This window comes from Bacteroides sp. BFG-606 (assembly GCF_024788145.1).
Classification (GTDB): domain Bacteria; phylum Bacteroidota; class Bacteroidia; order Bacteroidales; family Bacteroidaceae; genus Bacteroides; species Bacteroides vicugnae.
Genome location: NZ_JANUIL010000001.1, coordinates 5,864,713 through 5,888,234, shown reverse-complemented (window position 1 = coordinate 5,888,234; position 23,522 = coordinate 5,864,713). Strand labels below are relative to the sequence as shown.

The 23,522-nt window shown below is 42.8% G+C and carries 16 protein-coding genes and 1 pseudogene; 4 read left to right on the top strand and 13 right to left on the bottom strand.

Annotation, left to right across the window (positions count from 1 at the left end; translation table 11 throughout):
* Window positions 1-6: 6 nt before the first annotated feature.
* Both NXV01_RS22775 and NXV01_RS22770 read left to right on the top strand, forming a co-directional pair.
* Window positions 7-1,842 (top strand): biotin/lipoyl-containing protein, encoded by a 1,836-nt coding sequence (locus NXV01_RS22775; protein ID WP_217721190.1) that lies wholly within the window; start codon window positions 7-9, stop codon window positions 1,840-1,842.
* Window positions 1,842-3,077: a sodium ion-translocating decarboxylase subunit beta gene (locus tag NXV01_RS22770; protein WP_148364676.1), complete on the top strand. Its 1,236-nt coding sequence runs from the start codon at window positions 1,842-1,844 to the stop codon at window positions 3,075-3,077. The genes NXV01_RS22775 and NXV01_RS22770 overlap by 1 nt, the downstream gene beginning before the upstream one ends.
* A 107-nt stretch (window positions 3,078-3,184) precedes the next feature.
* Here the strand turns inward: NXV01_RS22770 and NXV01_RS22765 are convergent, their stop codons facing one another.
* From NXV01_RS22765 to NXV01_RS22740, 6 genes are all read right to left on the bottom strand, one after another.
* Window positions 3,185-4,456, bottom strand: coding sequence for a TolC family protein (locus NXV01_RS22765; RefSeq protein ID WP_167511752.1), 1,272 nt, complete (start codon window positions 4,454-4,456; stop codon window positions 3,185-3,187).
* 48 nt (window positions 4,457-4,504) lie between these two features.
* On the bottom strand, window positions 4,505-7,537 hold the full coding sequence (locus NXV01_RS22760; RefSeq protein WP_259023263.1) for an efflux RND transporter permease subunit: 3,033 nt from the start codon (window positions 7,535-7,537) through the stop codon (window positions 4,505-4,507).
* A 152-nt stretch (window positions 7,538-7,689) separates the two neighbouring features.
* Window positions 7,690-8,742 carry an efflux RND transporter periplasmic adaptor subunit gene (locus tag NXV01_RS22755; RefSeq protein ID WP_234132745.1) on the bottom strand — a complete coding sequence of 351 codons (1,053 nt, stop codon included), beginning with the start codon at window positions 8,740-8,742 and terminating at the stop codon, window positions 7,690-7,692.
* 434 nt (window positions 8,743-9,176) lie between these two features.
* Window positions 9,177-9,605, bottom strand: coding sequence for a hypothetical protein (locus NXV01_RS22750; protein WP_259023475.1), 429 nt, complete (start codon window positions 9,603-9,605; stop codon window positions 9,177-9,179).
* Between the two features lie 661 nt (window positions 9,606-10,266).
* Window positions 10,267-10,674 carry a hypothetical protein gene (locus NXV01_RS22745; RefSeq protein ID WP_148364681.1) on the bottom strand — a complete coding sequence of 136 codons (408 nt, stop codon included), beginning with the start codon at window positions 10,672-10,674 and terminating at the stop codon, window positions 10,267-10,269.
* Window positions 10,675-10,913: 239 nt separating this feature from the next.
* On the bottom strand, window positions 10,914-11,168 hold the full coding sequence (locus NXV01_RS22740; RefSeq protein ID WP_005678397.1) for a type B 50S ribosomal protein L31: 255 nt from the start codon (window positions 11,166-11,168) through the stop codon (window positions 10,914-10,916).
* A 451-nt stretch (window positions 11,169-11,619) separates the two neighbouring features.
* On the opposite strand from NXV01_RS22740, the gene NXV01_RS22735 reads away from it, so the two are divergent.
* On the top strand, window positions 11,620-12,624 hold the full coding sequence (locus tag NXV01_RS22735; protein ID WP_195649554.1) for a class II fructose-bisphosphate aldolase: 1,005 nt from the start codon (window positions 11,620-11,622) through the stop codon (window positions 12,622-12,624).
* A gap of 113 nt (window positions 12,625-12,737) precedes the next feature.
* Here the strand turns inward: NXV01_RS22735 and NXV01_RS22730 are convergent, their stop codons facing one another.
* From NXV01_RS22730 to NXV01_RS22700, 7 genes are all read right to left on the bottom strand, one after another.
* Entirely contained in the window at window positions 12,738-14,084 is a 1,347-nt protein-coding gene (locus NXV01_RS22730; RefSeq protein ID WP_259023261.1) for a tetratricopeptide repeat protein, read from the bottom strand.
* 225 nt (window positions 14,085-14,309) lie between these two features.
* Window positions 14,310-15,470 (bottom strand): sodium ion-translocating decarboxylase subunit beta, encoded by a 1,161-nt coding sequence (locus tag NXV01_RS22725; protein WP_117937399.1) that lies wholly within the window; start codon window positions 15,468-15,470, stop codon window positions 14,310-14,312.
* A gap of 1 nt (window position 15,471) precedes the next feature.
* Window positions 15,472-15,903 (bottom strand): biotin/lipoyl-containing protein, encoded by a 432-nt coding sequence (locus NXV01_RS22720; protein WP_148364684.1) that lies wholly within the window; start codon window positions 15,901-15,903, stop codon window positions 15,472-15,474.
* A 24-nt stretch (window positions 15,904-15,927) separates the two neighbouring features.
* Window positions 15,928-16,845: an OadG family transporter subunit gene (locus tag NXV01_RS22715; protein ID WP_148364685.1), complete on the bottom strand. Its 918-nt coding sequence runs from the start codon at window positions 16,843-16,845 to the stop codon at window positions 15,928-15,930.
* 31 nt (window positions 16,846-16,876) lie between these two features.
* On the bottom strand, window positions 16,877-18,430 hold the full coding sequence (locus tag NXV01_RS22710) for an acyl-CoA carboxylase subunit beta (RefSeq protein WP_148364686.1): 1,554 nt from the start codon (window positions 18,428-18,430) through the stop codon (window positions 16,877-16,879).
* 28 nt (window positions 18,431-18,458) lie between these two features.
* Window positions 18,459-18,863: a methylmalonyl-CoA epimerase gene (gene mce, locus NXV01_RS22705; protein WP_002561104.1), complete on the bottom strand. Its 405-nt coding sequence runs from the start codon at window positions 18,861-18,863 to the stop codon at window positions 18,459-18,461.
* Between the two features lie 175 nt (window positions 18,864-19,038).
* The gene (locus NXV01_RS22700) at window positions 19,039-20,037 is read right to left on the bottom strand and encodes a GNAT family N-acetyltransferase (RefSeq protein ID WP_148364687.1); all 999 of its coding nucleotides are present in this window, start codon (window positions 20,035-20,037) and stop codon (window positions 19,039-19,041) included.
* A gap of 238 nt (window positions 20,038-20,275) precedes the next feature.
* Here NXV01_RS22700 and NXV01_RS22695 point away from each other — a divergent pair.
* A pseudogene (locus tag NXV01_RS22695) lies at window positions 20,276-23,516 on the top strand (SusC/RagA family TonB-linked outer membrane protein).
* Window positions 23,517-23,522 lie beyond the last annotated feature (6 nt).

Genomic DNA, 23,522 nt, shown 5'->3' with positions numbered 1-23,522 from the left:
AAAGACATGAAAAGAGAAGTAAAGTTTAGCTTGGTTTTCCGAGATATGTGGCAATCAGCCGGAAAATACGTACCTCGTGTAGACCAACTCGTAAAGGTAGCTCCGGCCATCATTGAAATGGGTTGTTTCGCCCGTGTAGAAACAAACGGCGGAGGTTTTGAACAGGTAAATTTATTGTTTGGTGAAAACCCGAATACAGCCGTGCGCGAATGGACAAAACCGTTCCATGAAGCCGGTATTCAAACCCATATGCTCGACCGCGCACTGAACGGACTCCGTATGAGCCCCGTTCCGGCAGACGTCCGCAAATTATTCTACAAAGTAAAGAAAGCACAAGGAACAGACATTACCCGTACGTTCTGCGGATTGAACGATGTGCGTAATATCGCTCCTTCCATCACATACGCAAAGGAAGCAGGCATGATTTCACAATGCTCGCTTTGTATCACTCATTCGCCTATTCATACGGTAGAGTACTATACCAATATGGCACTGGAACTCATCAAACTGGGTGCAGACGAAATCTGTATCAAAGATATGGCAGGTATCGGCCGTCCCGTATCATTAGGTAAGATTGTAGCCAATATCAAGGCAGCACATCCTGAAATCCCTGTTCAGTATCATAGCCATGCAGGTCCCGGATTCAATATGGCAAGCATCCTCGAAGTATGCGAAGCAGGTTGCGACTACATCGATGTGGGTATGGAACCACTCTCATGGGGAACTGGTCATGCTGATTTGCTTAGTGTACAAGCCATGCTGAAAGATGCCGGATATCAAGTGCCTGAAATTAATATGGAAGCCTACATGAAAGTGCGTGGCATGATTCAGGAATTTATGGACGACTTTCTCGGCCTGTATATCAGCCCGAAAAACCGCCTGATGAACTCCTTGCTGATTGCTCCCGGACTTCCCGGCGGTATGATGGGTAGTCTGATGGCCGACCTCGAATCCAATCTGGAATCTATCAATAAATATAAGGCAAAACACAATCTGCCGTTTATGACACAAGATCAGCTTCTCATCAAGCTGTTTGACGAAGTGGCTTACGTATGGCCTCGTGTCGGTTATCCTCCATTGGTGACTCCGTTCAGTCAATATGTGAAGAACCTTGCCATGATGAACGTGATGGCGATGGAAAAAGGGAAAGACCGTTGGGGAATGATTGCCGATGACATTTGGGACATGATTCTGGGTAAAGCCGGACGTTTGCCGGGCAAACTTGCTCCGGAAATCATTGAAAAGGCGGAACGTGAAGGCCGCAAGTTCTTCGAAGGCGATCCACAGAACAACTATCCGGATGCTCTTGATAAATATCGCAAACTGATGAAAGAGAACAAATGGGAAGCCGGACAGGACGACGAAGAACTCTTCGAATATGCGATGCACCCGGCTCAATACGAAGCCTACAAGAGTGGCAAAGCTAAAGAAGACTTCCTCGAAGACGTGGCAAAACGCCGTGCCGAAAAAGATAAATCACCGGAAGAAGATGTCAAACCGAAGACACTGACCGTACAGGTAGACGGACAGGCTTATCGTGTCACTGTAGCTTATGGTGATACCGAGCTTCCTGCTACTCCTGCGAGTGCTGCCGCTGCTCCGGCAGGCGAAGGCAAAGAGGTGGTTTCTCCGTTGGAAGGCAAGTTCTTCTTGGTGAAAAATGCACAAGAAACTGCTTTGCAAGTAGGCGACACGGTGAAAGAAGGAGACGTAATCTGCTATGTAGAAGCGATGAAAACCTACAATGCGATTCGCGCTGAATTTGGCGGCACAGTGACTGCTATCTGTGCCAACCCGGGAGATGCTGTTTCAGAAGATGATGTATTAATGAGGATAGGATAATGAACGAAATATTTGAGAACTTATATGACATGACTGCGTTCAGCAATATCATTGCCGAACCGCAGTTCCTGATAATGTATGCCATCGCGTTCATCCTGCTCTATCTCGGAATTAAGAAACAGTATGAACCGTTGTTGCTTGTGCCTATCGCTTTCGGTGTGTTGCTTGCCAACTTCCCCGGAGGAGATATGGGTGTGATTCAGGCTGATGAGAATGGTATGATTATGGTGAACGGAGTGATGAAGAACATCTGGGAAATGCCTCTGCATGACATTGCCCACGAACTCGGCATCATGAACTTTATTTACTATATGCTGATTAAGACAGGTTTCCTGCCTCCGATCATCTTCATGGGTGTCGGTGCGTTGACGGACTTCGGACCGATGTTGCGTAACCTGCGTCTTTCTATTTTCGGTGCAGCCGCACAGTTGGGTATCTTTACCGTGCTGTTGGTGGCTATCCTGATGGGATTCACTCCGAAAGAAGCTGCCTCTCTGGGAATTATCGGTGGTGCGGATGGGCCGACGGCTATCTTTACCACCATCAAACTTGCTCCGCATTTGCTGGGTCCTATTGCCATTGCAGCTTACTCATACATGGCACTCGTTCCGGTGATTATTCCGCTGGTAGTGAAGCTGTTCTGTACGAAGAAAGAGTTGAGTATTAACATGAAAGAGCAAGAAAAGATGTATCCCTCAAAGACGGAAATCAAGAATCTGCGTGTATTGAAGATTATCTTCCCGATTGTGGTAACTACCGTTGTGGCCCTCTTCGTGCCAAGTGCTGTGCCATTGATCGGAATGCTGATGTTCGGTAACCTGGTGAAAGAGATCGGAACCAATACATTCCGTTTGTTCGATGCTGCTTCCAATAGTATCATGAATGCAGCTACTATCTTCCTCGGATTGTCTGTAGGGGCAACAATGACTGCCGAAGCATTCCTCAACTGGACAACAATCGGTATCGTGATCGGTGGATTCCTTGCATTTGCACTTTCTATAACCGGTGGTATTTTCTTTGTGAAACTAGTGAATCTTTTCTCGAAGAAGAAAATCAATCCGCTTATCGGTGCAACCGGTTTGAGTGCTGTTCCGATGGCAAGCCGCGTAGCCAATGAAATAGCTTTGAAGTACGATCCGAAGAATCACGTATTGCAATACTGCATGGCAAGCAACATCTCCGGCGTAATCGGTTCTGCCGTAGCCGCGGGTGTGTTAATTTCCTTCCTTGCGTAGTCAATATAGCTGACCTTATATACAATAATCCGGAGATATGGGTATTGCCCATTTTCCGGATTTTTTATTATATACTGCTTTATGAATGCAGATTTCAGATTCTTCTTTTATTCACTAATCACTTTTCTGTATTCCGCTACCGCCATCTTTTCCGACAGATACGCATTAATCAGATTTGTGTGTGCTTGTGTCCATGATAGTTGTGCCGACAACACATCTACCATATTCGCTTTTCCCTCATTGTAAGAGAACGAAACCAGGTCGAGATTTTCATTGGCCAGATTCATAGTCTCGGTGGCAGTTTTCACTTGATATTCCGTTTCCGTCAGTTTGGTCAGTGCGGCAGAAAGTTCCTCGTTGATATTGTCCGTCACATAACTCTGTTGCAGTTTCTGTATTCCGATGTACGCTTTTTGCTGGCGGTTCGTTTTGAACCGGGCTCCCCACCGGAAAATCGGGATATTGATATTAATGCCGACGATGGGATTGAAAGATACATCATATCCGAGATTAGGCGTAGCCGTAGCCCATCCGCCACTGAAATACATATTCAGTTGCGGGTTGAACTGACTAAGAGCTGCTTTGCGCTGTGCCTCACTCTTCATGATGTTCACTTCCGTACTTTCAAAATCCGCACGGCGTTGCAACACATTCTCTAAAGAAAGTATCTGTACCGGGGCAGAAGCCTTGTCAATCGTATAAAGACTGTCTACAGGACTATTTGGTTCTTCTCCCATTAAGATATTCAGCTTTTGCAGGGCTAGCGTATAGTTCTGGCGAGCCTTGATATATTGCAGTTCCGCTTCTTTTAACCGGGTGGAAATCATTAATAAATCCGTGCGGCTAATCATCCCGTCGCTGAAACGATCCTGTATGATGTCATACTGCTGTTTCACGATGCTTTGATACTTATCCGCTGCTTGCAACATAGCTTGTGAGGCAGAAGCATTCCAGTAAACCGCATCACTTTGATAATGAATCTGGTCGATGGTAAGCTCCTCGTTCAGCTGATTCAGCTTTTCATCCGCTTTGGCAATCTTGTGCTGGGCGTTGAGCGCACCTCCTGTATACAACGGTTGCGAAACGATAAATACTCCTTGATAAGTATGATTGCGGTATTCGCCCAATGGCTCGTTCCATGCACTAAGGTCGCTCATGTTAAGCGTACCGTCCGCATTGACATCGATTTTAGGTAAGAAACCGGTATGAGCAATTTTCCGTGCTTCCGTACTTGCCATTGTCTTTAGTTTCTGTTGCTTCAGTATTTGGCTGTAAGCTTCCACCTTATCCCGGTAGGCTTCCCGGCTAAGATAAGGCTGTTGTGCCCCGGCCGTGAGGCCGAGGAACAATAGAGACAGAGTTATAAGTTGAGTTTTCATTTTATTCAATCTAAACAATAAATTCAAGTTTCATATAAGAATAGGCAATTAGCCTTTGATTCTCTGAATGGCACAATAAGCTACCGGAAGAACAAACAATGTCAGCGCCGAAGCCACCAACAAACCTCCCATAATCGTAGCCGCCATACCGCCAAACATTGCATCGAACAACAATGGTAACATACCCAGAATAGTAGTACCGGACGCCATTGCTACAGGAATAATACGGCTGGTCGTGGCACTGACAACAGCATCCAACGGTTTTTTGCCTGTCTTTGCCTCCAGGTCAATCTGCTCTACAAGCACAATCGCGTTTTTGATATTCATACCAATCAGTCCGAGCAACCCCAAAATAGAGAAGAAGTCGAACGACTTGCCGAGTAACACCAATCCTAACACGATACCGATAAAGATAAGCGGCAGCATCAACAGAATCACTGTCGGTTTACGGTACGTCCTGAACAAGAACAACAGAGTGACAAACATCAGGAAGAACGTCAACGGCAAGTTCTTGGCCAGCGCCTCATTAGATTCCACCTGACTTTCCTGCTCCCCGAAATATTTCATTGTATATCCCTCCGGCACTTTTATTTCTTTCTGTACCAGCGGCCAAACCTCATTGAAAGCAGCAATCGCATTTACCCCGCGACGCGGATCGCACTGTGCCATCATCACCATTTGCCGGTTGTAATCTTTCACGTTCGAGAAACGGTACTGGAAATCAAATTCCGATACCACCTGTTCCAGGCTGGTTGTCTCATTCCCTGTGCCAAACACAGGCAACGTGCGCAAGTCATTGATGCGGAATGAATCCACCGTGTTGTCCTTCAATAAGATAGGCAACACCTGATCCCCCTGCCGGTATTCTCCGAGCGTCATACCCGTAGTTCCGATCTGGATACTCTGTGCCATGCCCTGACGGGATACCCCTAATGGCTGTGCCCGTTCGGGACTATATATCGGTTTCCACACAGGAATCTTGTTTCCCCACGAATTGCGTATGTTGATTAAATCCGGATTCCGGTGCATAATCTCCAATGCCTGATTGGTGAGTGCCACAAGTGTGTCTACATCCGGTCCTATAAACCCGATTTCGATAGCGGCATCCACCGCGGGCGACAGCTTGAACAGGCTTGTACGCGTAATCGCATTCGGATAATTCGCCTTCATATATGCGTCGAAATCTTCCTCATACTCTTTTGTATATTTACTGTCTGTTAATTCAATCAACACATTGGCAAAATTCGGTTTCGGTCCTACGGAAGTGGAAGCGAGGTAATACCTTAACGGCGTGCTGCCGAAGGTGATCGACACTTTTTTCACTTCCGGCTGTTTTGCCAGATGCTCTTCCACCGATTTCATCTCTTTCACCACATCGTTGATGCTATATCCGTCGGGATAGAACACGTCTGCCCGGAAATAGGGCTTGTCCAAAGAAGGGAAGAAGTTTTGCGGCATCGTCCCCATGATAATCAGCGAAGCAACGAAAAGCACTACCATCGAACCCAGTGTCAACGTTTTCCTACGAATCAGTGTACGGAGGATAGAAGCGAATTTGTGATAAAACGGTTTATCATACGGGTCTTTGGCACCATCTTTTGCTTTCGCTTTCAGGATGAAATTACCAAAAACGGTGGTCTGCGTCAGTGCAAGTACCCAGCTCAATCCCAACGAGATGGCAAGTACCACAAAAAGCGGTTTCACAATTTCCGCTACGGCAGAAGGAGCAAGGTAGAGCGGAAGGAACGAACAGATAGCGATAAAAGTAGCCCCGAGCAATCCCCATTGCGGACCCGTTGCACCATCTATTAGTGCTTTCCGCCGATCTACTCCGCGGGCAATGGCAATTTGTGCGTTATCCGTCACCACAATGGCGTTGTCCACCAGCATACCCATGGCGATGATAAATCCCGCCAACGAAGTACGGTTCAGCCCGACACCGAAGAAAGACATGATAAGCAATGTACCTCCAATGGAGAAAATAAGTGACGAACCGATCAGCATACCTGCACGCAAGCCCATCACCAACATGATAATCACAATCACAATCAGAATAGATTCGATCAGATTGATGATAAATCCGTTGTTGGCTTCATTGGCTATCTCGTTTTCCAGATATAGACTTTGTAGCTCCAATCCCACAGGCATCAGTGGCAGCAATTCGTCCAGCTTGGCTTTCACATTCTTACCCGTTTGCACCACATCCCGTTGCGGGTCGGTGGAGACACCGATGCCGATGGCACGTTTGCCGTTCACGTGCATAATGTTGGATGGGGGATCTATGTATCCTTTTTCGATAACGGCGATATCACCGAGTTTCACCTGTCCGGCCTTTGTGGTAATTACTTGGTTGCGAATATCGTCTACAGTGGTGTACATGCCGTTGGCAGTCACCCGGAGTTGTTGCTCGCCGGCACGGATTTCTCCGGTATTGATAATCTGATTCTGCGATTGCAGCAGACTGGCAAGCTGTTTCGGGTCGATGCCCATACCTACGAGCTTATTAGTAGAAATGAAAATATTAACCACTTCTGTCTGCGTTCCGAACAAAGCCACTTTCATCACTCCGTCTGCCGTCACTACCTGTGTCTTGATCCGTTCCACCCAGTTGCGCATCTCTTCGTATGTGTAACCGTCGTCCGCCGTCAGACCGTAATAGATGCCGAACACGTCACCGAAATCATCGGAAACAGTTGGTGCGGAAGCACCGCTCGGCAACTGTGGCTGTATGTTGAGCACCTTCCGTCGTAACTCGTCCCACTTCTGTGGAATGGAGCTTGCTGACAAGGAAGGTTGTAATTCGAATGTGATTTTTGAAAGCCCGTACATAGATTCTGATTTAATCTTGTACACACCGCTCATACTTTGAATCTCGCGGGAGATGGGCTCGGTAATCAACCGCTCCACTTCAGCCGGTTCGGCACCCGGATAACGGGTCATGATAACCGCCGACTTTATCACGAAAGGAGCATCCTCTTTCTTACCCAGCTTGCCAAAGGAAGTGATTCCCCCAATCAGCAGCACGGCAAGAAAGAAATAGATGATTTTCGTATTATCTAATGAATATCTAGCTAAACTCATAATAAATGATAGTTGATAGTTGATAAATGATAGTTGGGATTAAATGATAGTTGACAATTGATAAATGATAGTTGGTATGTGATCGGTAAAAAAAAATGATTACTAGCCGATTCCAATTAGCAGTACCCTATGGCACAGCCCACTATCATTTATCACCTATCACCTATTATAGATTCTCCTTCCACTAGTTGGTGTACGCCTGCAATGACGATTTTTTCACCGGGTTTCAAACCTTCCGAGATGAGCGCCTGTGCTTCTCCGGTCGGGGCGTTGACGGTCACTTCCCGTTTGTGGACTTTGTTGTCTTCTATCACCCAGACATACATTTTATTCCCTTCACTTTCACCGAATACGGCACTAAGTGGTACAATCGTCCAGCTATCCTGCACCAACGGACCTACATCTGCTGTGAAACGGATGCCACACGTGAAACCGGGTTTCACTGCATAAAGATCACGGTCGAATGACGGGTCGTCAATCGTGATACTGACCGGGATACCTGTGCCATCGGTCGAAATATCCAGATATTCTTCCAGTTTCGCTTGAAACACGTGTCCTTTGAAGGTATCAAACTCAACAAGGAAACGCGGATCTTTGGCGCGCAACAAATAAAGATAAGCATCCGGAATGGTGAATTTGATACGCAGATTGTGCGTGTTGACAAGCTGAACGATACCTTCACCGGAGTTGACACGCTGATAGTTTTCTACCAGTCGTTTTTCGATAGAACCGTCGAAAGGAGCTGTCAGCTTGGTGTCGCGCATATTGTTGGCAGACAGTTCGTATTCAGACTTCGCCTTTTGGAAGTTGGCGAGGCTGATTTCATATTCCTGTACGGAGATCGCTTGCCGGGAGAGGAGCCGTTTGTTACGTTCCACTTGTGCGGAAGCCGTTTCGTATGCTGATTTTGTAGCAGCATATTGCAACGCGATGTCTCTGGGGTCGATAGCTGCTATGAGTTGTCCCTTTTTCACTTTCTGTCCTTCGATGACAGGAAGCTGGATGATTTGTCCGTTGACCCGGAAAGCCAGCTTCACATATTCCACCGCTTCCACGATTCCCGAGAAATCTTTTCTGATAATCGATCTTGACTCGACAATCGTAGTCTTTACGGGACGGGCAGTTGTCGTTGTCGTTTCTTTTTTCTGTCCGCAGCCAGCAAGCAAGATTGCAGCCGCTAGGACGAATCCAAATTTCTTTTTCATATACCACGTTGATGTTTAGAGGTTTTGCGTTGATAAATAGCGAATAATATACTAAAACAACTCCCGTTTATTTATGTTCAACATTCCTATCTTTTCATATTCTGCCTCTTAACCATTATATGGAACACAAAAAAACGGGAACTTTACCGTTTCTAAGGTAAAATTCTCATCCAACTCTTTTGAAGGTTATTGCATTATTCATAACGAAATCGTACGAATTTGAATTAAATGAACTATTTCACCACAGAGGACACGGAGGACACAGAGTTTTCAGAGTTCTAATTCAGAGATTATTATAACCTCTGTGTCCTCCGTGTCCTCTGTGGTGAAAACCGTGTAATAATGTGTCAATATGCTAATTGTTTACGCTGTGTCCCACATGGTAATTATTGGTGTTTTGATTCATCATTAGCAGGTGCACTGACAATTATTCACTATTGGAACCTTTTGCACAGCCTTTTTATCCAACTGTCACTACGTATAACGTTGTTATTCTCTCCAATCGCTTTTTTCAAATCCCGGATTCGTTCGTTTTGTCTTTTCATTGCTGTTTGTATCTCGTTTATCAATGTATTTATTTCCTTCTGCAGCTGAATTTCTTTTTCTTTCAATTGAATAATGTAGGCGTATTTCTCGCAGACCATCATTTTGTCTATACACAGTTGTTCCAGCATATCAATATATTCTGCTGTAATACCGGCTTTACTTCGGCGAAAGAGTTCCAGAATACATTCTTTGTCAACGTTCGGAACATTGTCTATGTATAACATAGGGAATTGTCCCATTTCCACCCAAAGCAGGATCGCTTCTTTTTCGATGTGATACTTAATCACTACTTTTTCTACACTAATCCATTTGGGTATATCGCTTTTGTTTTAATGTGTTATAAAAAAGGAGTAAATAACGTATTGTCCGGAGAGGTGCAACGAACACCCACGATTTTTGTGATTTCGGTCGGGGGGGGAGAATTGGTTTGGGGTATAAGGATTGTTGAAACCGACCGGATACAATAAAAACGTGAGTGCTGTTGTACTATTATCTAAATCGAGGTCTTAGCATACCGTGCACCAGATAATGATAAACAACAGACACCTATGCTAATCAATATATATAACATCTTTAATCGATATGTTGATATACGATCATCTACGTGGAGTATCTGTTGTATCATCTCCCGGTGCATGAAATTTGCTAAGTTTCGATTTGGGAGACAATACGTTATTTACTCCGTTAGGAAATAAAAAACCGCTTTTGCTTTTTCATCACGCTGATGGGCAGAAAGCGTATGACAAAGATATATGTTTTTTTCGGAATTAGATGGAAAAGAGGTATCAATTACAGGAAATATGGTATATTGATAGGGTAGATATGATATATAGATAAGGAATATGGTGATAATGATAAAAAGTTTCCGACAGTTTAATCATGAACTGCACTCTTAAAGTTGGATACAAAACTTTAGGAGTACAGTTCACTAACCGCCAGAAACATTATATTTCTGTACAACTATTTTTTTATTTCATTTTAGTTCCGTTTTCTTTCCGGCTTTCCGGAGAAGATAGTCAGTTCTAAAATTTCAAATATGATTTCTGTTGTGGTATATCCGTTAAATGTATATTCCAGATTTTCGTCCTCAAGAAAGTATTTGAGATAAATGGTTGGAGTGCCATTGTGGAAGTCGAGAAAAAGGTAAGAAGTATAGTTATAGATACCCAGATCGGCAAACTCATTTAGAATAGCAGTATTGAAAACTGTGCACCAGCCTGTTTTTGATTCGTTTCCGGACATTTCGAATCTACGATGTTCTTTTGCGAGATCGTCCTTTTTTACATGTCTGAACTGCTCAAGCAATTCATCATTGAAAGAAAGGCGTTGTCTGATAAAATTAAAAACTTCCTCCTTTGTCATTTGTTTTAAATCAGTTATTTCCATTTTTACTTAATTAGTCGGGTAAAGGTACTCCCTTTATTTGATAATAAATCGGATTTGGTGATATTTCTTTTATTTCTTTTTGGGGTTATATCTCTAAAAACTTTCTGACTCCGGCTGAAACCATTTTGTTTCGAAGGGGGAGGAATAAACAAATCGAAAGGAATAAGGAATACAGAAACGAAAAAGAGGAAATTCTCTACGAGAATCTCCTCTTTTTTCATCTTTCACGAAAGATCGAATTATTTCTTCTTACGGTCACCGTAACGGCTCATGAACTTATCAACACGACCTGCAGTATCCACCAATGTAGATTTACCTGTATAGAACGGGTGAGAAGTGTTTGAGATTTCAATCTTCAGCAACGGATAAGTTTCACCTTCGAATTCGATGGTTTCTTTAGTTGCTACAGTTGACTTAGACAAAAACATGTCACCATTTGACATATCTTTAAATACTACCGGACGGTATGATTCTGGATGAAGGCCTTTTTTCATTTCAGTATCTGTTTTTTTAATTTATATTCTGTTACTATTTTGGTAAGAAATAGTGTAATGGTCATTTTCAGAGCGCAAAGATAATGCTTTTCTGTGAAATAGAAAAAGGTTTTATGGAAAAAACTTCGATAAAGATGCTCTGCTTTCTAAATTTAGGCAATCCGTACCTATAATATATCTATATTAATATGATTCGCATTATTCATATACGAATAGCATAACTCATATTGATGAATGATGGATAGAATGCAGAAATGCACTTTACTGTCTTTTATCCGTTTATTTGCAAGGTAGACATTACAATCTAATGTCACACTCGTATTCCTGCTAATTTTTGGTGTCTGATTTAAACCTTTTTCTACTATATTTTTCTTTCCAATGTTCGTTATTCGATGGATAATGCTTACTTTTGCGTAGAATTTTTATTCACTAACAATAAACTTTAAACAAAATGGTAAATTACAAAGATTTAGGATTGGTAAACACAAAAGAAATGTTTGCTAAGGCTATCAAAGGTGGATATGCTATCCCAGCATTCAACTTCAACAATATGGAACAGATGCAGGCTATCATCAAGGCTGCTGTTGAAACTAAATCTCCTGTGATTCTTCAGGTTTCTAAAGGTGCTCGTCAGTATGCTAACGCTACTTTGTTGCGTTACATGGCACAGGGTGCTGTAGAATATGCTAAAGAATTAGGCTGCGCACATCCGGAAATCGTTCTTCATCTTGACCACGGAGATACATTCGAAACTTGCAAATCTTGTATCGATTCAGGTTTCTCTTCAGTGATGATCGACGGTTCTCATCTTCCTTACGAAGAAAACGTTGCATTGACTAAGAAAGTTGTTGAGTACGCTCACCAGTTCGACGTAACTGTAGAAGGTGAACTTGGCGTATTGGCTGGTGTAGAAGATGAAGTTTCTGCTGACCACCACACATATACTGACCCTGAAGAAGTAATCGACTTCGCTACTCGCACTGGTTGCGACTCTTTGGCTATCTCAATCGGTACTTCTCACGGTGCTTACAAGTTTACTCCGGAACAATGCCACATCGACCCGGTTACAGGTGTAATGGTTCCTCCTCCATTGGCTTTCGAAGTATTGGATGCTGTAATGGAAAAACTTCCGGGATTCCCTATCGTTCTTCACGGATCATCTTCAGTTCCTCAAGAAGAAGTGGAAACTATCAACAAATACGGTGGTGCACTGAAAGCTGCTATCGGTATTCCGGAAGAATGGTTGCGTAAGGCTGCTAAGTCTGCTGTCTGCAAAATCAACATCGACTCTGACTCACGTCTGGCTATGACTGCTGCTATCCGTAAGACTTTCGTTGAAAAACCAGCTGAATTCGACCCACGTAAGTATCTTGGTCCGGCTCGTGACAACATGGAAAAACTGTACAAGCACAAAATTCTTAACGTGCTCGGTTCTGATAACAAATTGGCACAGTAATCCTCGGATTATTCCATAAATAAAAGAAAGGCTGCTCCCGGTTAACCTAGGACAGCCTTTTTTGTTAACTTAAATATTGTCCCAGCGAATATCATTGCAGAGCAGAGCCATACTTATTTATTGTTCTGTTCATTTTTCATGGATGTTGAGTGTCCGTTTTGAAAGAATTTTTCTACTTTCTGTTTGTCTCGAAGAACTTTCAGCCAGTTGGCAGCAGCATTATAATAATTAGATTTTCCCAGGATAAGTTCGCCTTCCTCATTTATTTCCAGCTCCTCTTTCTCACTGTCTTTAGGACGTGTTTTTAGAAATGCTTCCAGGCAGCGCTCGGTGTTTTTCTTGTCTTTCAGGGCATAGAAGTATATATAGGCCATGTCATACAATAGTTTGTGGTTTTGTTTGTCATACTGTTGGTAACGTTCTTTGATGGATTCGATCTGTTCTTTATGCATTTGTGCCATCTTGTAGCAGTCGGTCATTCCAATATAGAGTCTGGTCATGCTGCTATCTTTAGGTATGGATAATTCAATTGCTTTTTCCAGATAGTTTACGCCTTCTTTTTTCCAGGAAGTTTTAGAACACGCCCGGCCGAGATAATAAAGGAGATTGATATTATCGGGATCGTATTTACGGGCGACTTCCAAAAAATCATGGGCTTCGTAATATTTCTCCACTGCATAATAGCTAATTCCCAGATAATAACAAGTGTGGAAGGTGCTATCTCCTTGGCTAACAAGATATTCATAACGCCGGATGGCAGTGGGATAGTCTCGTTTGAGGCAATATGCCAAGGCATTCTGCCGGTTGACCGAGATATTGGTACTGTCAATTTGACGGTATTTTTCTGTAGCTTCGATGGCCTCATCGAAATATGAACCGGATATATTCAAAGCTCCCAGTTTGGTGGCAGCCAGGTAATCGTCGGGATATTTCTCCTGAATATTGTAATAGCAACCTGCGGCAGGCAGAAGTTCGCCCATCCCTTCAAAACTTTGAGCTTGCAGATGCAGGACAATAGCAGAACTGTCTTTTTCCGTCATTAGACTACTTTCGCCAAGTGCATCGCGAAACTTTTGCTGGGTCAGGAGTAAACTGATATATTGAATACGTACATATTTGTTCTCCGGATTCAGATCAAGGGCGTGTTCGTAATATTTCAGCGCTTGATTGTATTTGGCCAGTGCCCGGCAGCATTCGGCTGCTTCAATGAATGCACGAGCATTGGTGGTATCGTTAGAGATAATTTCTTCGTAGGTGGAAAGTGCCTCTGTGGTGAGTCCTAGTCCCCGCAACGCTTTGCCTTTCTGTAAGAGTAGGTGAGGGGTTGATTTCTTTTGGGCGATAAGAGAAAGAGCTGTCTCGTAATCGTAGTTTGCCATAGCTTCCTGAATATGGTCTGTGTGTTGTGCCATGAGAGGGATGGTGCAACCAAGGAAGAACAGAATAATAATCCGTTTCATAAAATCTTATTTTAGTTGTTTGACTTATTTGTTGCAAGTTACTAAAAATATTTTATTTACGAATTATTCGTAGATCGTTTTGGATAGATTAACGGAATGATAAGAGAAGATAACACTATGGCTGTATATAAAGAACACCCGTGTCGCAACTGAATGTAACACGGGTGATCTTTATATATATGTTTAAAGCATACCGAATGGAAATCCGGCAGGGGCATTTGTCTCTTACATCAAGAATCCAAGCAGGATACCGGCAGCAACTGCTGAACCGATCACTCCGGCAACGTTCGGCCCCATAGCGTGCATCAACAAGTAGTTGGTTGAATCGTATTCCAAACCGATTACTTGCGAGATACGTGCAGAGTCAGGAACGGCAGATACACCTGCGTTACCGATCAACGGATTAATCTTGTTGCCCTTCTTCAGGAAGATATTGAATATCTTAACAAAGATGACACCGGATGCAGTTGCAATGATGAATGACAATGCACCGAGAGCGAAAATCTTGATAGAGTCGAGCGTCAGGAATTCGGAAGCTTGCGTAGAAGCACCTACTGTCAGACCCAACAGGATAGTGATAGTATCAATCAACGGACCGCTGGCAGTATTAGCCAAACGACGGGTTACACCACTTTCTTTCAATAGGTTACCGAAGAACAGCATACCTAGCAAAGGCAGACCTGAAGGAACCAGGAAGCAAGTCAGCAACAAACCGATGATTGGGAAAATCACCTTCTCTGTGTGAGAAACTGCACGCGGCGGTTTCATGCGAATGACGCGTTCACTTTTGGTGGTGAGCAGGCGCATAATAGGCGGCTGTATCACCGGAACCAACGCCATGTAGGAGTAGGCGGACACCGCAATGGCTCCCATCAGGTTAGGTGCTAGCTTGGAGGAAAGGAAGATGGCCGTCGGACCGTCTGCTCCACCAATGATACCGATAGCACCGGCTTGCATCGGGTCGAAACCCATTTCCAATGCGATCATGTATGCACCGAAGATACCGAACTGTGCAGCTGCACCGATCAACATCAATTTCGGGTTGGAGATAAGTGCCGAGAAGTCCGTCATAGCACCGATGCCTAAGAAGATGAGCGGCGGGTACCAGCCGGAGGTCACTCCCTGATACAGGATATTCAATACAGAACCTTCTTCATAGATACCGACTTTCAGTCCCGCATCCATATTAAAAGGTATATTACCGATCAATATACCGAAACCGATAGGAATCAGCAACATCGGTTCGAACTCTTTGGCTACTGCCAAATAGATGAACCCCAAACCCACAAGAATCATAACGATGTGCCCTACAGTAGCATTTGCAAAGCCCGTATATGTCCAGAAGTCGGCGAGGTTATTTCCTAAAAAGTTTATAAAATCTCCCATATTATTCAATAATTACGAGGTCATTACCTTCAAGAACAGAGTCACCTTTGTTTACGTTGATGGCAGTAATTTTACCGTCTTTATCCGCATTGATATTGTTTTCCATCTTCATGGCTTCCAATATAATGATAGTCTGGCCTTTCTTTACAGTATCGCCTACGTTTACTTTGATGTCAAGGATAACGCCCGGCAGCGGAGATTTCACTCCCGATTTTCCGGTAGACGGAGCAGCTGGTTTCACTACTTGAGTAGGAGCAGTAGGAGCATTAGGCATAGGACGCACTGTTACTGGTTTCGCAGCAGGCTTCGGTTGTTTCTCCATTTCTACTTTATAGTGTGTACCGTTCACTTCTACATGAGCGATATTATCTTCAATATTTCCGATGGTCACTTTATAAGAGTTGCCATTGATTTTATATTTGTATTCTTTCATCGTTTTATTTTTTTATGGGGTGATTTACTTTTTGGGAGTTTCACGCAAGGTGTAAATCTTCGAACTCCATGGTGAATAGCTACGTTTTACACGAGTGATGGTGAGTACCGTTTCTTCTACGTCGTGTACCTCATCCTGCATCTCGTGTAATGCCATAGAGATGGCAGCGTAAACTTCGCCCGGAGCTTGTGACAGCTCTTTCGCTTCTTGTTTGTCGATGCCTTTAGATTTCATAGCATTACGTTTGCTCAAATTTACGGCTACTTTTCCTACAATCTTGAAAGCAATAAAGAGAAGAATCAATCCGCAGAATACTACGCTCATGGCAGAAATAGACATTCCAATACCTTCAGCATCGTGTTCCTCAAATTTTTCCATTTTGGCATTACTGTCAAGAGTCTTATTGTTAGTGCTCGGAGTCACGTATTTGTCACCACTTCCACCTTTTACTTCCCACTCCATTGCTCCGTCGCTTATGCGAGCGTATGATTGGTCGGGACCGAGAGCGCCTGCCGGCACTACAATCTGGTCAAGCAACTTTCTGCCGGAGTCGTACAAGCCAATCCAGTTGGCAGTCTCCGGATTCAGCTTAAAACTGGTATGGAAAGTACCGCGGTTAGGCTCGCCGTCTGCCCAGAACAGAGCATGTTGACGTGGTTTCACTAATGTCAGTATATCACCTTTCGGGATAAAATAAGTAATTGTATCGCCCGGTTGGCTACTTACTTTCAGCAAACAAGCTGCCAGGTCGGCGCTACCGAATGATTTATTGAATATTTCAATCCATGCACTATGCAACCCGTAGTCGTCCTGAAAATTACTCTGATTGTCTATCAGGATTTCATTCAGTACCAACTTGTTGTTTGACTTTTGCTCTCCACAAGAAGTCAGCCCAATCAGCAACAGCAAAGAAAGGAATATTCCGATTTTGGTTTTGTTCATAATCGTTCTTGTTTTAATGTGAAAAGTTGGATTACAACGGAATATTACCATGCTTCTTAGCCGGATTACTCAATTTCTTAGTCTGCAACTGCTGCAAAGCACGGATCACGCGGAAACGTGTGTTGCGTGGTTCAATCACATCGTCAATGTAGCCGTATTTTGCTGCATTGTAGGGATTGGCAAACAGTTTCGTGTATTCTGCTTCTTTCTCTGCAAGGAATTGGGCAGGATTTTCCTGATCTTTAGCCTCACGTGCGTACAATACTTCTACTGCTCCTGCACCACCCATTACTGCAATTTCGGCAGTCGGCCATGCGTAGTTCATATCACCGCGAAGTTGCTTACAGCTCATCACGATGTGAGAACCTCCGTAAGATTTACGTAATGTGATAGTAACCTTGGGCACAGTAGCTTCACCGTAAGCGTACAACAGCTTAGCTCCATGAAGGATAACACCGTTGTATTCCTGGCCTGTTCCCGGAAGGAATCCCGGTACGTCTACCAACGATACGATAGGAATATTGAATGCATCACAGAAACGGACGAAACGTGCACCCTTGCGAGATGCATTGCTGTCGAGCACACCAGCCAGATACTTGGGCTGATTAGCAACGATACCTACTGACTGGCCGTTGAAACGGGCAAAACCGATGATGATATTCTTTGCATAATCTTTCTGGATTTCAAGGAATTCACCGTTGTCCACGATAGCGCCGATTACTTCGTACATATCATACGGTTTAGTTGGGCTGTCGGGAATGATATCGTTCAAAGAATCTTCCAAACGGTCGATTGGGTCTGTACAATCTACATAAGGAGCTTCTTCAAGATTATTTTGAGGAATAAAGCTTAACAGTTTACGAATCAGTTCGAAACCTTCTTCTTCTGTTTTAGCGGTGAAGTGAGTCACGCCTGATTTTGTGGAGTGAACGCTTGCACCACCGAGGTTTTCTTGGCTAACATCTTCACCTGTTACGGTTTTCACAACTTTTGGTCCGGTAAGGAACATATAAGAAGTGCCTTCCATCATCAGCGTGAAGTCGGTCAGAGCCGGAGAATAAACAGCACCACCGGCACAAGGACCGAAGATACCGGAAATCTGTGGGATAACACCGGAAGCAAGGATATTGCGTTGGAAGATTTCTGCATAACCGGCCAAAGCATTGATACCTTCCTGGATACGTGCACCACCCGAGTCGTTGATACCGATGCAGGGAGCACCCATTTTCATTGCCTGATCCATGATTTTACAGATTTTCAGTGACATTGTTTCTGACAGTGAACCGGCAGAAACGGTAAAGTCCTGTGCGAACACATATACCAAACGTCCTTCGATCGTACCGCAGCCGGTCACTACTCCGTCGCCCGGATAATGTTTTTTATCCATACCGAAGTTCGTGCATCTGTGCTCAACGAACATGTCCATTTCTTCGAAGCTACCCTCATCAAGCAGCATAGCCAGACGCTCGCGTGCTGTGTATTTCCCTTTTTCATGTTGCTTCGCAATTGCTTTTTCACCGCCTCCGATACGTGCTACGGCACGGCGTTCAATAAGCTCTTTAATTTTTTCAAGTTGATTACTCATGAGTTCTTGTTGGTTTTAGAGTTTATGATTAATGTTCGCAGAGTTCTGTTAACACGCCCAGAGTTGATTTCGGGTGAAGGAAAGCGATATTCAAACCTTCAGCACCTTTGCGGGGAGCTTTGTCGATAAGGCGGATTTCTTTGCTTTCTGCTTCTGCCAAAGCATTAGCTACGCCATCTTCTACAGCAAATGCAACGTGATGAACACCTGCACCTTTGTTTTCAATAAATTTGGCAATGGTACTTTCAGGGCAAGTCGGTTCCAACAGTTCGATTTTGGTTTCACCTACTTTTAAAAAAGCGGTTCTTACTTTCTGATCTTCCACTGTTTCAATGTTGTAACACTTCAGACCTAATACATTTTCGTAGTAAGGAAGGGCTTCTTCAATGCTTTTTACAGCAATGCCCAGATGTTCAATGTGTGAAATCTTCATAACTATACTTTTTTTATTTGGTTTTAAATCTGTGCTCATAAGGCATAAAACAGCACAAAGAAAGACAATTCTTACCTAATAAAGAAATATTTCTGCATTTAATTGTTGGGTGATAAAGCAGAAAAAATGGTGGACAAGGAACATAAAGAGTTGTTTTGTAATCTTGAGATTACATTTAGATGTAAAATTTGACTAAGAGTTTGTTCAGCCAATTCCAGTTGACGCGGAACCAGCGGCGGGTACTACTTTGTTTTCCTCCGAAGCGGAGAACAAAATCACGATAGCCGTGTCTGCGGAACGGAAGACCCACATCCATAAATTCCATGTGGCGGAATCCTCGCTGGTGTGCATCTTCCAATGCTTTCCAAACGGCTAGCACGCCCGGGTATTGAAGTGCGTACGTCTTTCTCATCCCTCCTGAAAACCAGAGGTATGCATCGTCTCCCGAATAGATGCAGACGGAACCGCCGATGATTTTCTCTTTATATTTTACAACGAATATTTTTGCTAGTTTTCCTTTAATTAGCACGCTGTTCATGTGACGGAAGAAATCGTTGGCGGGAAAATATCTGCGTATGCGGGAAGAATAGACTTTGTGTAGCATTCGTGAGAAGGCGTGTATTTCTTCCACTGTATGTGCTTCCTCTACTCTGGCTCCATTTTTGAGTCCTTTTTTGATCTGCCGGATGCGCGACGGACTGAATCGGTCTTCCGTCTTTTTCATGCTGTGTAACGAATTGCGTACCCGTAACCAGTTGACAGGGAAATAATCGTTGGCTCTGAAAACCCGATAGCCGAACATCGAATTGTTCAGGTTTCGGAATTCGATCAGGACACAGCTGCGCGATGCTTCCTGCGTGAGATGTTCGAGCATATCCCCAAAGACTTCTTCTGCTTTCTCTTTATTGTCAGAAAGGGATTCGTCCAGAAATTCACCTTCGCTATATACTACACAATGTTTCACTAAAGAGGAAGGAAGCCACTTTTTAGCTTTGCGGATAGCGGCGAGCAGGCGTGCCACAGGTTTGCCGTCTTCCGTTGCGACTATTAATAAAGGAGTATACCCGGGAGTTGCTTCATAAATCTGAAATAACTCTTTGGAATGGAAGGTGTTTTTTCCCGGTAATTCAGGAATATCCTTCCCTTGATAATATGTCGTTAGTTTAAGTGGCATCTAGGTACAAATTTACACTTTTTATTCTTTATTCAACAACAAAACGGAGAATTTGTTGGAGATGCTTGAAGTAAAGTGCTGTTTATCTTTGCGAATTTATTGGAAAAAATATATCTTTTAAGAGAAAAATGGTATAAAAGGTGAGTACGTGTATAAATTATGTTCGTCATAATTATGATTATAATCAAATAGTTTTTGCAAAACAACGAGAATTAATATTAACTTTAAATTAGAACGAATGAGATACAATGCATTTGTTGAAGCATGGAAGAATCATCATAGACGCGCTTCCATGATTTTAGGGCTGTCTTTATTGTATGCCCCTCTGTCATATTCTGTTTATGCAGAAGATGGAGTCTCTAATACTATGGTGCAAGTTGTCACACAAACGAAAACTGTGAAAGGAACTGTTGTTGATGAAAGCGGGGAGCCACTGATTGGTGTTTCTATTGTTGTGAAAGGAACAAGTACAGGTACGATTACTGATTTTGACGGTAACTTTTCTATCAATCTTCCAGCGGGAAGAAAAGAACTGGTCATTTCTTATATCGGTTATAAAGAACAAACTGTAACAGTGGCGGGGAATGGACCGGTCAATGTGAAAATGGTTTCGGATACAAAGGCATTGGATGAGGTTGTTGTGGTAGGTTACGGTACGATGAAAAAACGCGATTTAACCGGGGCTATCACTTCTGTAAAAAGTGAAGATGTCGTAATGAACCCGGGCTCGAATCCGATGCAGGCTTTGCAAGGTAAAGTAGCAGGATTGGACATTACGCGTGAATCGGGACAGGCCGGTTCGGGAGTAAAGATGCAGCTGCGTGGTAACCGGTCATTCCAGAAGGATTCTGGAAATCCTTTATTTATAATTGATGGTATGCCAGGGGATTATTCTACATTGAATCCTAATGATATTGAAAGTATTGAAGTTTTAAAAGATGCTTCCTCAACGGCTATTTATGGTTCGAGTGGTGCAAATGGTGTTATTTTAATTACTACAAAAGGCGGTAAGGAAGGTAAAGCTATAGTTAATTTTAATGCGTATGTAGGTGTAAACGGCTGGTCAAGAACACCGGAGATGCGTAGTGGAGAGAGCTATATACAAACATTGAGAGATGCTTCTATTGGTGCTGGTGATGGACGTTGGAGTTCAGTTGCAGATGATAAAAATCTGTTTACTACTGATGCTGAATGGAATGCGCATCAAAATGGACAATATATAGACTGGGTGGATGCTTTGTTGAAAACTAGTGTAACACAGAATTATTCAGTTTCTGTGGCCGGTGGAACGGAAAAAACAAAAGCCTATTTTTCTCTGAATTTTTCTAATGAGGATGGGCAGTTTGCACAAGATAGCTATAAACTTTATTCATCTAAAATCCGGGTAGACCATAAGATTAAGAACTGGATGAAGGTTGGGATTGATACGCAGTTATCCTATGTACATCAAAATAAAGCTGATTCTGATTTGCAGACTTTGATGGCATCAAATCCCCTTGGAACTTTGTATAATGAAGATGGGAGTATAAACCCTCAACCAGTTGCCGACCCTTCATCTACAGTATATAATTATCTTTTGAATGAGGATAAAAGTTTGTATCGCAATCAGGCCCAAAACCTCAAAGTATATTTTAATCCTTATTTGGAAATCACTCCTCTTAAAGGATTGACTTTTATTACTCGTGCCGGTGCCAGTTTGGGATATTCACGTAGCAATACTTTTACCGGAGAGGGATCTGTTCAATGGTATAAAGCAAATCAAACGGCAGATGGCATTAAGGCACAGGTAAAAGACAGCCGTTCGTATAACTATAAATGGGAGAATATACTTACCTACAATTTCCAAATTAAGAAAGTACATGATATAACTCTTACCGCGGTTACGTCTTGGAATCATAATCGTAGTGATGTCACTACTTTGTATCAGAAAGGTGTTTCTGATAATAAATTCTTATGGCATAATATTCTTGACGGTAATTCTGCAACTTCGGGAAGTACTTCATATAGCATGTCTAAAGGAATGGGATATGTCGGTCGTTTGAATTACTCATATTTGGGCAGGTATTTGCTCTCTGCATCTGTTCGTCATGACGGATCTTCCAGACTGGCAGAAGGTAATAAATGGGATACCTTCCCGGCTTTTTCTTTGGGTTGGAGAATTTCTGACGAGAAATTTATGGAGAGTACGACAAATTGGTTGAGTAATCTGAAAATTCGCTTTGGATACGGTGTTACAGGTAGTACGGCAGGTATTGATCCTTACTCTTCTGCTGCGTCATTGGATGCTACTTCTGTCAATATGGTGTTAGGGGGGTGTTTTGACGCCTATTTATAAGTTCTCGCAGAATATTCCAAACTACTTGCTTACGTGGGAAAAGTCATATAATACCAATATCGGTATTGATGCTGCGTTCCTGAATAATCGTATTGATGTTAGTATGGAATATTATAATACAAAAACGAAAGATGTTATATGGAATAAAGCTCTTCCTGTTGTAAACGGTGCATTCTCACCAGATGGTGGAACTACAGCGAATTATACCACAAATTTGAATATGTGTGAGACCAGCAATAAAGGTTTTGAGTTGGTTCTTAATACACGCAATATTATAACAAAGAATTTTACTTGGAGCTCTAGTGTGACTTTCAATCATAATAAGGAAGAAATTACTAAATTGTCCGGTGGAGATTCTGATGTGCTTAATAATGGTGACACTGGATATGCATTGGCATTGGGAGAAGCTATCAATTCTTATTATCATTATAAGTTGGACGGTGTATGGCAAAAGGGGGAAGAGACTGATGCGGCAGTATTTGGGGCTGCACCTGGTGATTTGAAAATCAATATACCTAATTTGGTAAAGGAGGCAGATGGCAGATTCTATAAGATTGATGAGGAAACGGGGCGTGCTGCCGTAGATGCAAATGGTAATGTTATTTATTATACATCTGATAATAAATATACTCCAAGTGATGCGGATTATCAAATCTTGGGTCATAATTCTCCGGATTGGTCTTTAGGTTTTCAGAATAATTTCACTTGGAAGGACTTTGATTTAAGTATATTCGTGTATGCACGCTACGGACAGATGTTTGCCTATGATATGCTGACATCTTATGACCCGAAGGGTATACGTAACTTCCCAACATATTTCAATTATTGGACGGAAAACAATCCATCAAATGATTTTCCTGCTGCCAATGCTAATAAAGGGCTTGAACAATATACGGGATATTATGGACTACGTTATGTAGACGGTTCATTTATAAAGATTAAGAACATAACCTTGGGATATAGCTTGCCGAAATCCATATTAAAATCAGCCGGTATAGAGAAATGTCGTTTCTATGCTACAATTACAAATCCGTTTGTATTTGCAAAAAGCCATTTGCTGAAAGACTATGATCCTGAAATGAATGGCTCTCTGAAGTACCCATTGACCAAACAATTTGTATTTGGTGTAAATGTTACATTCTAGTTTTCA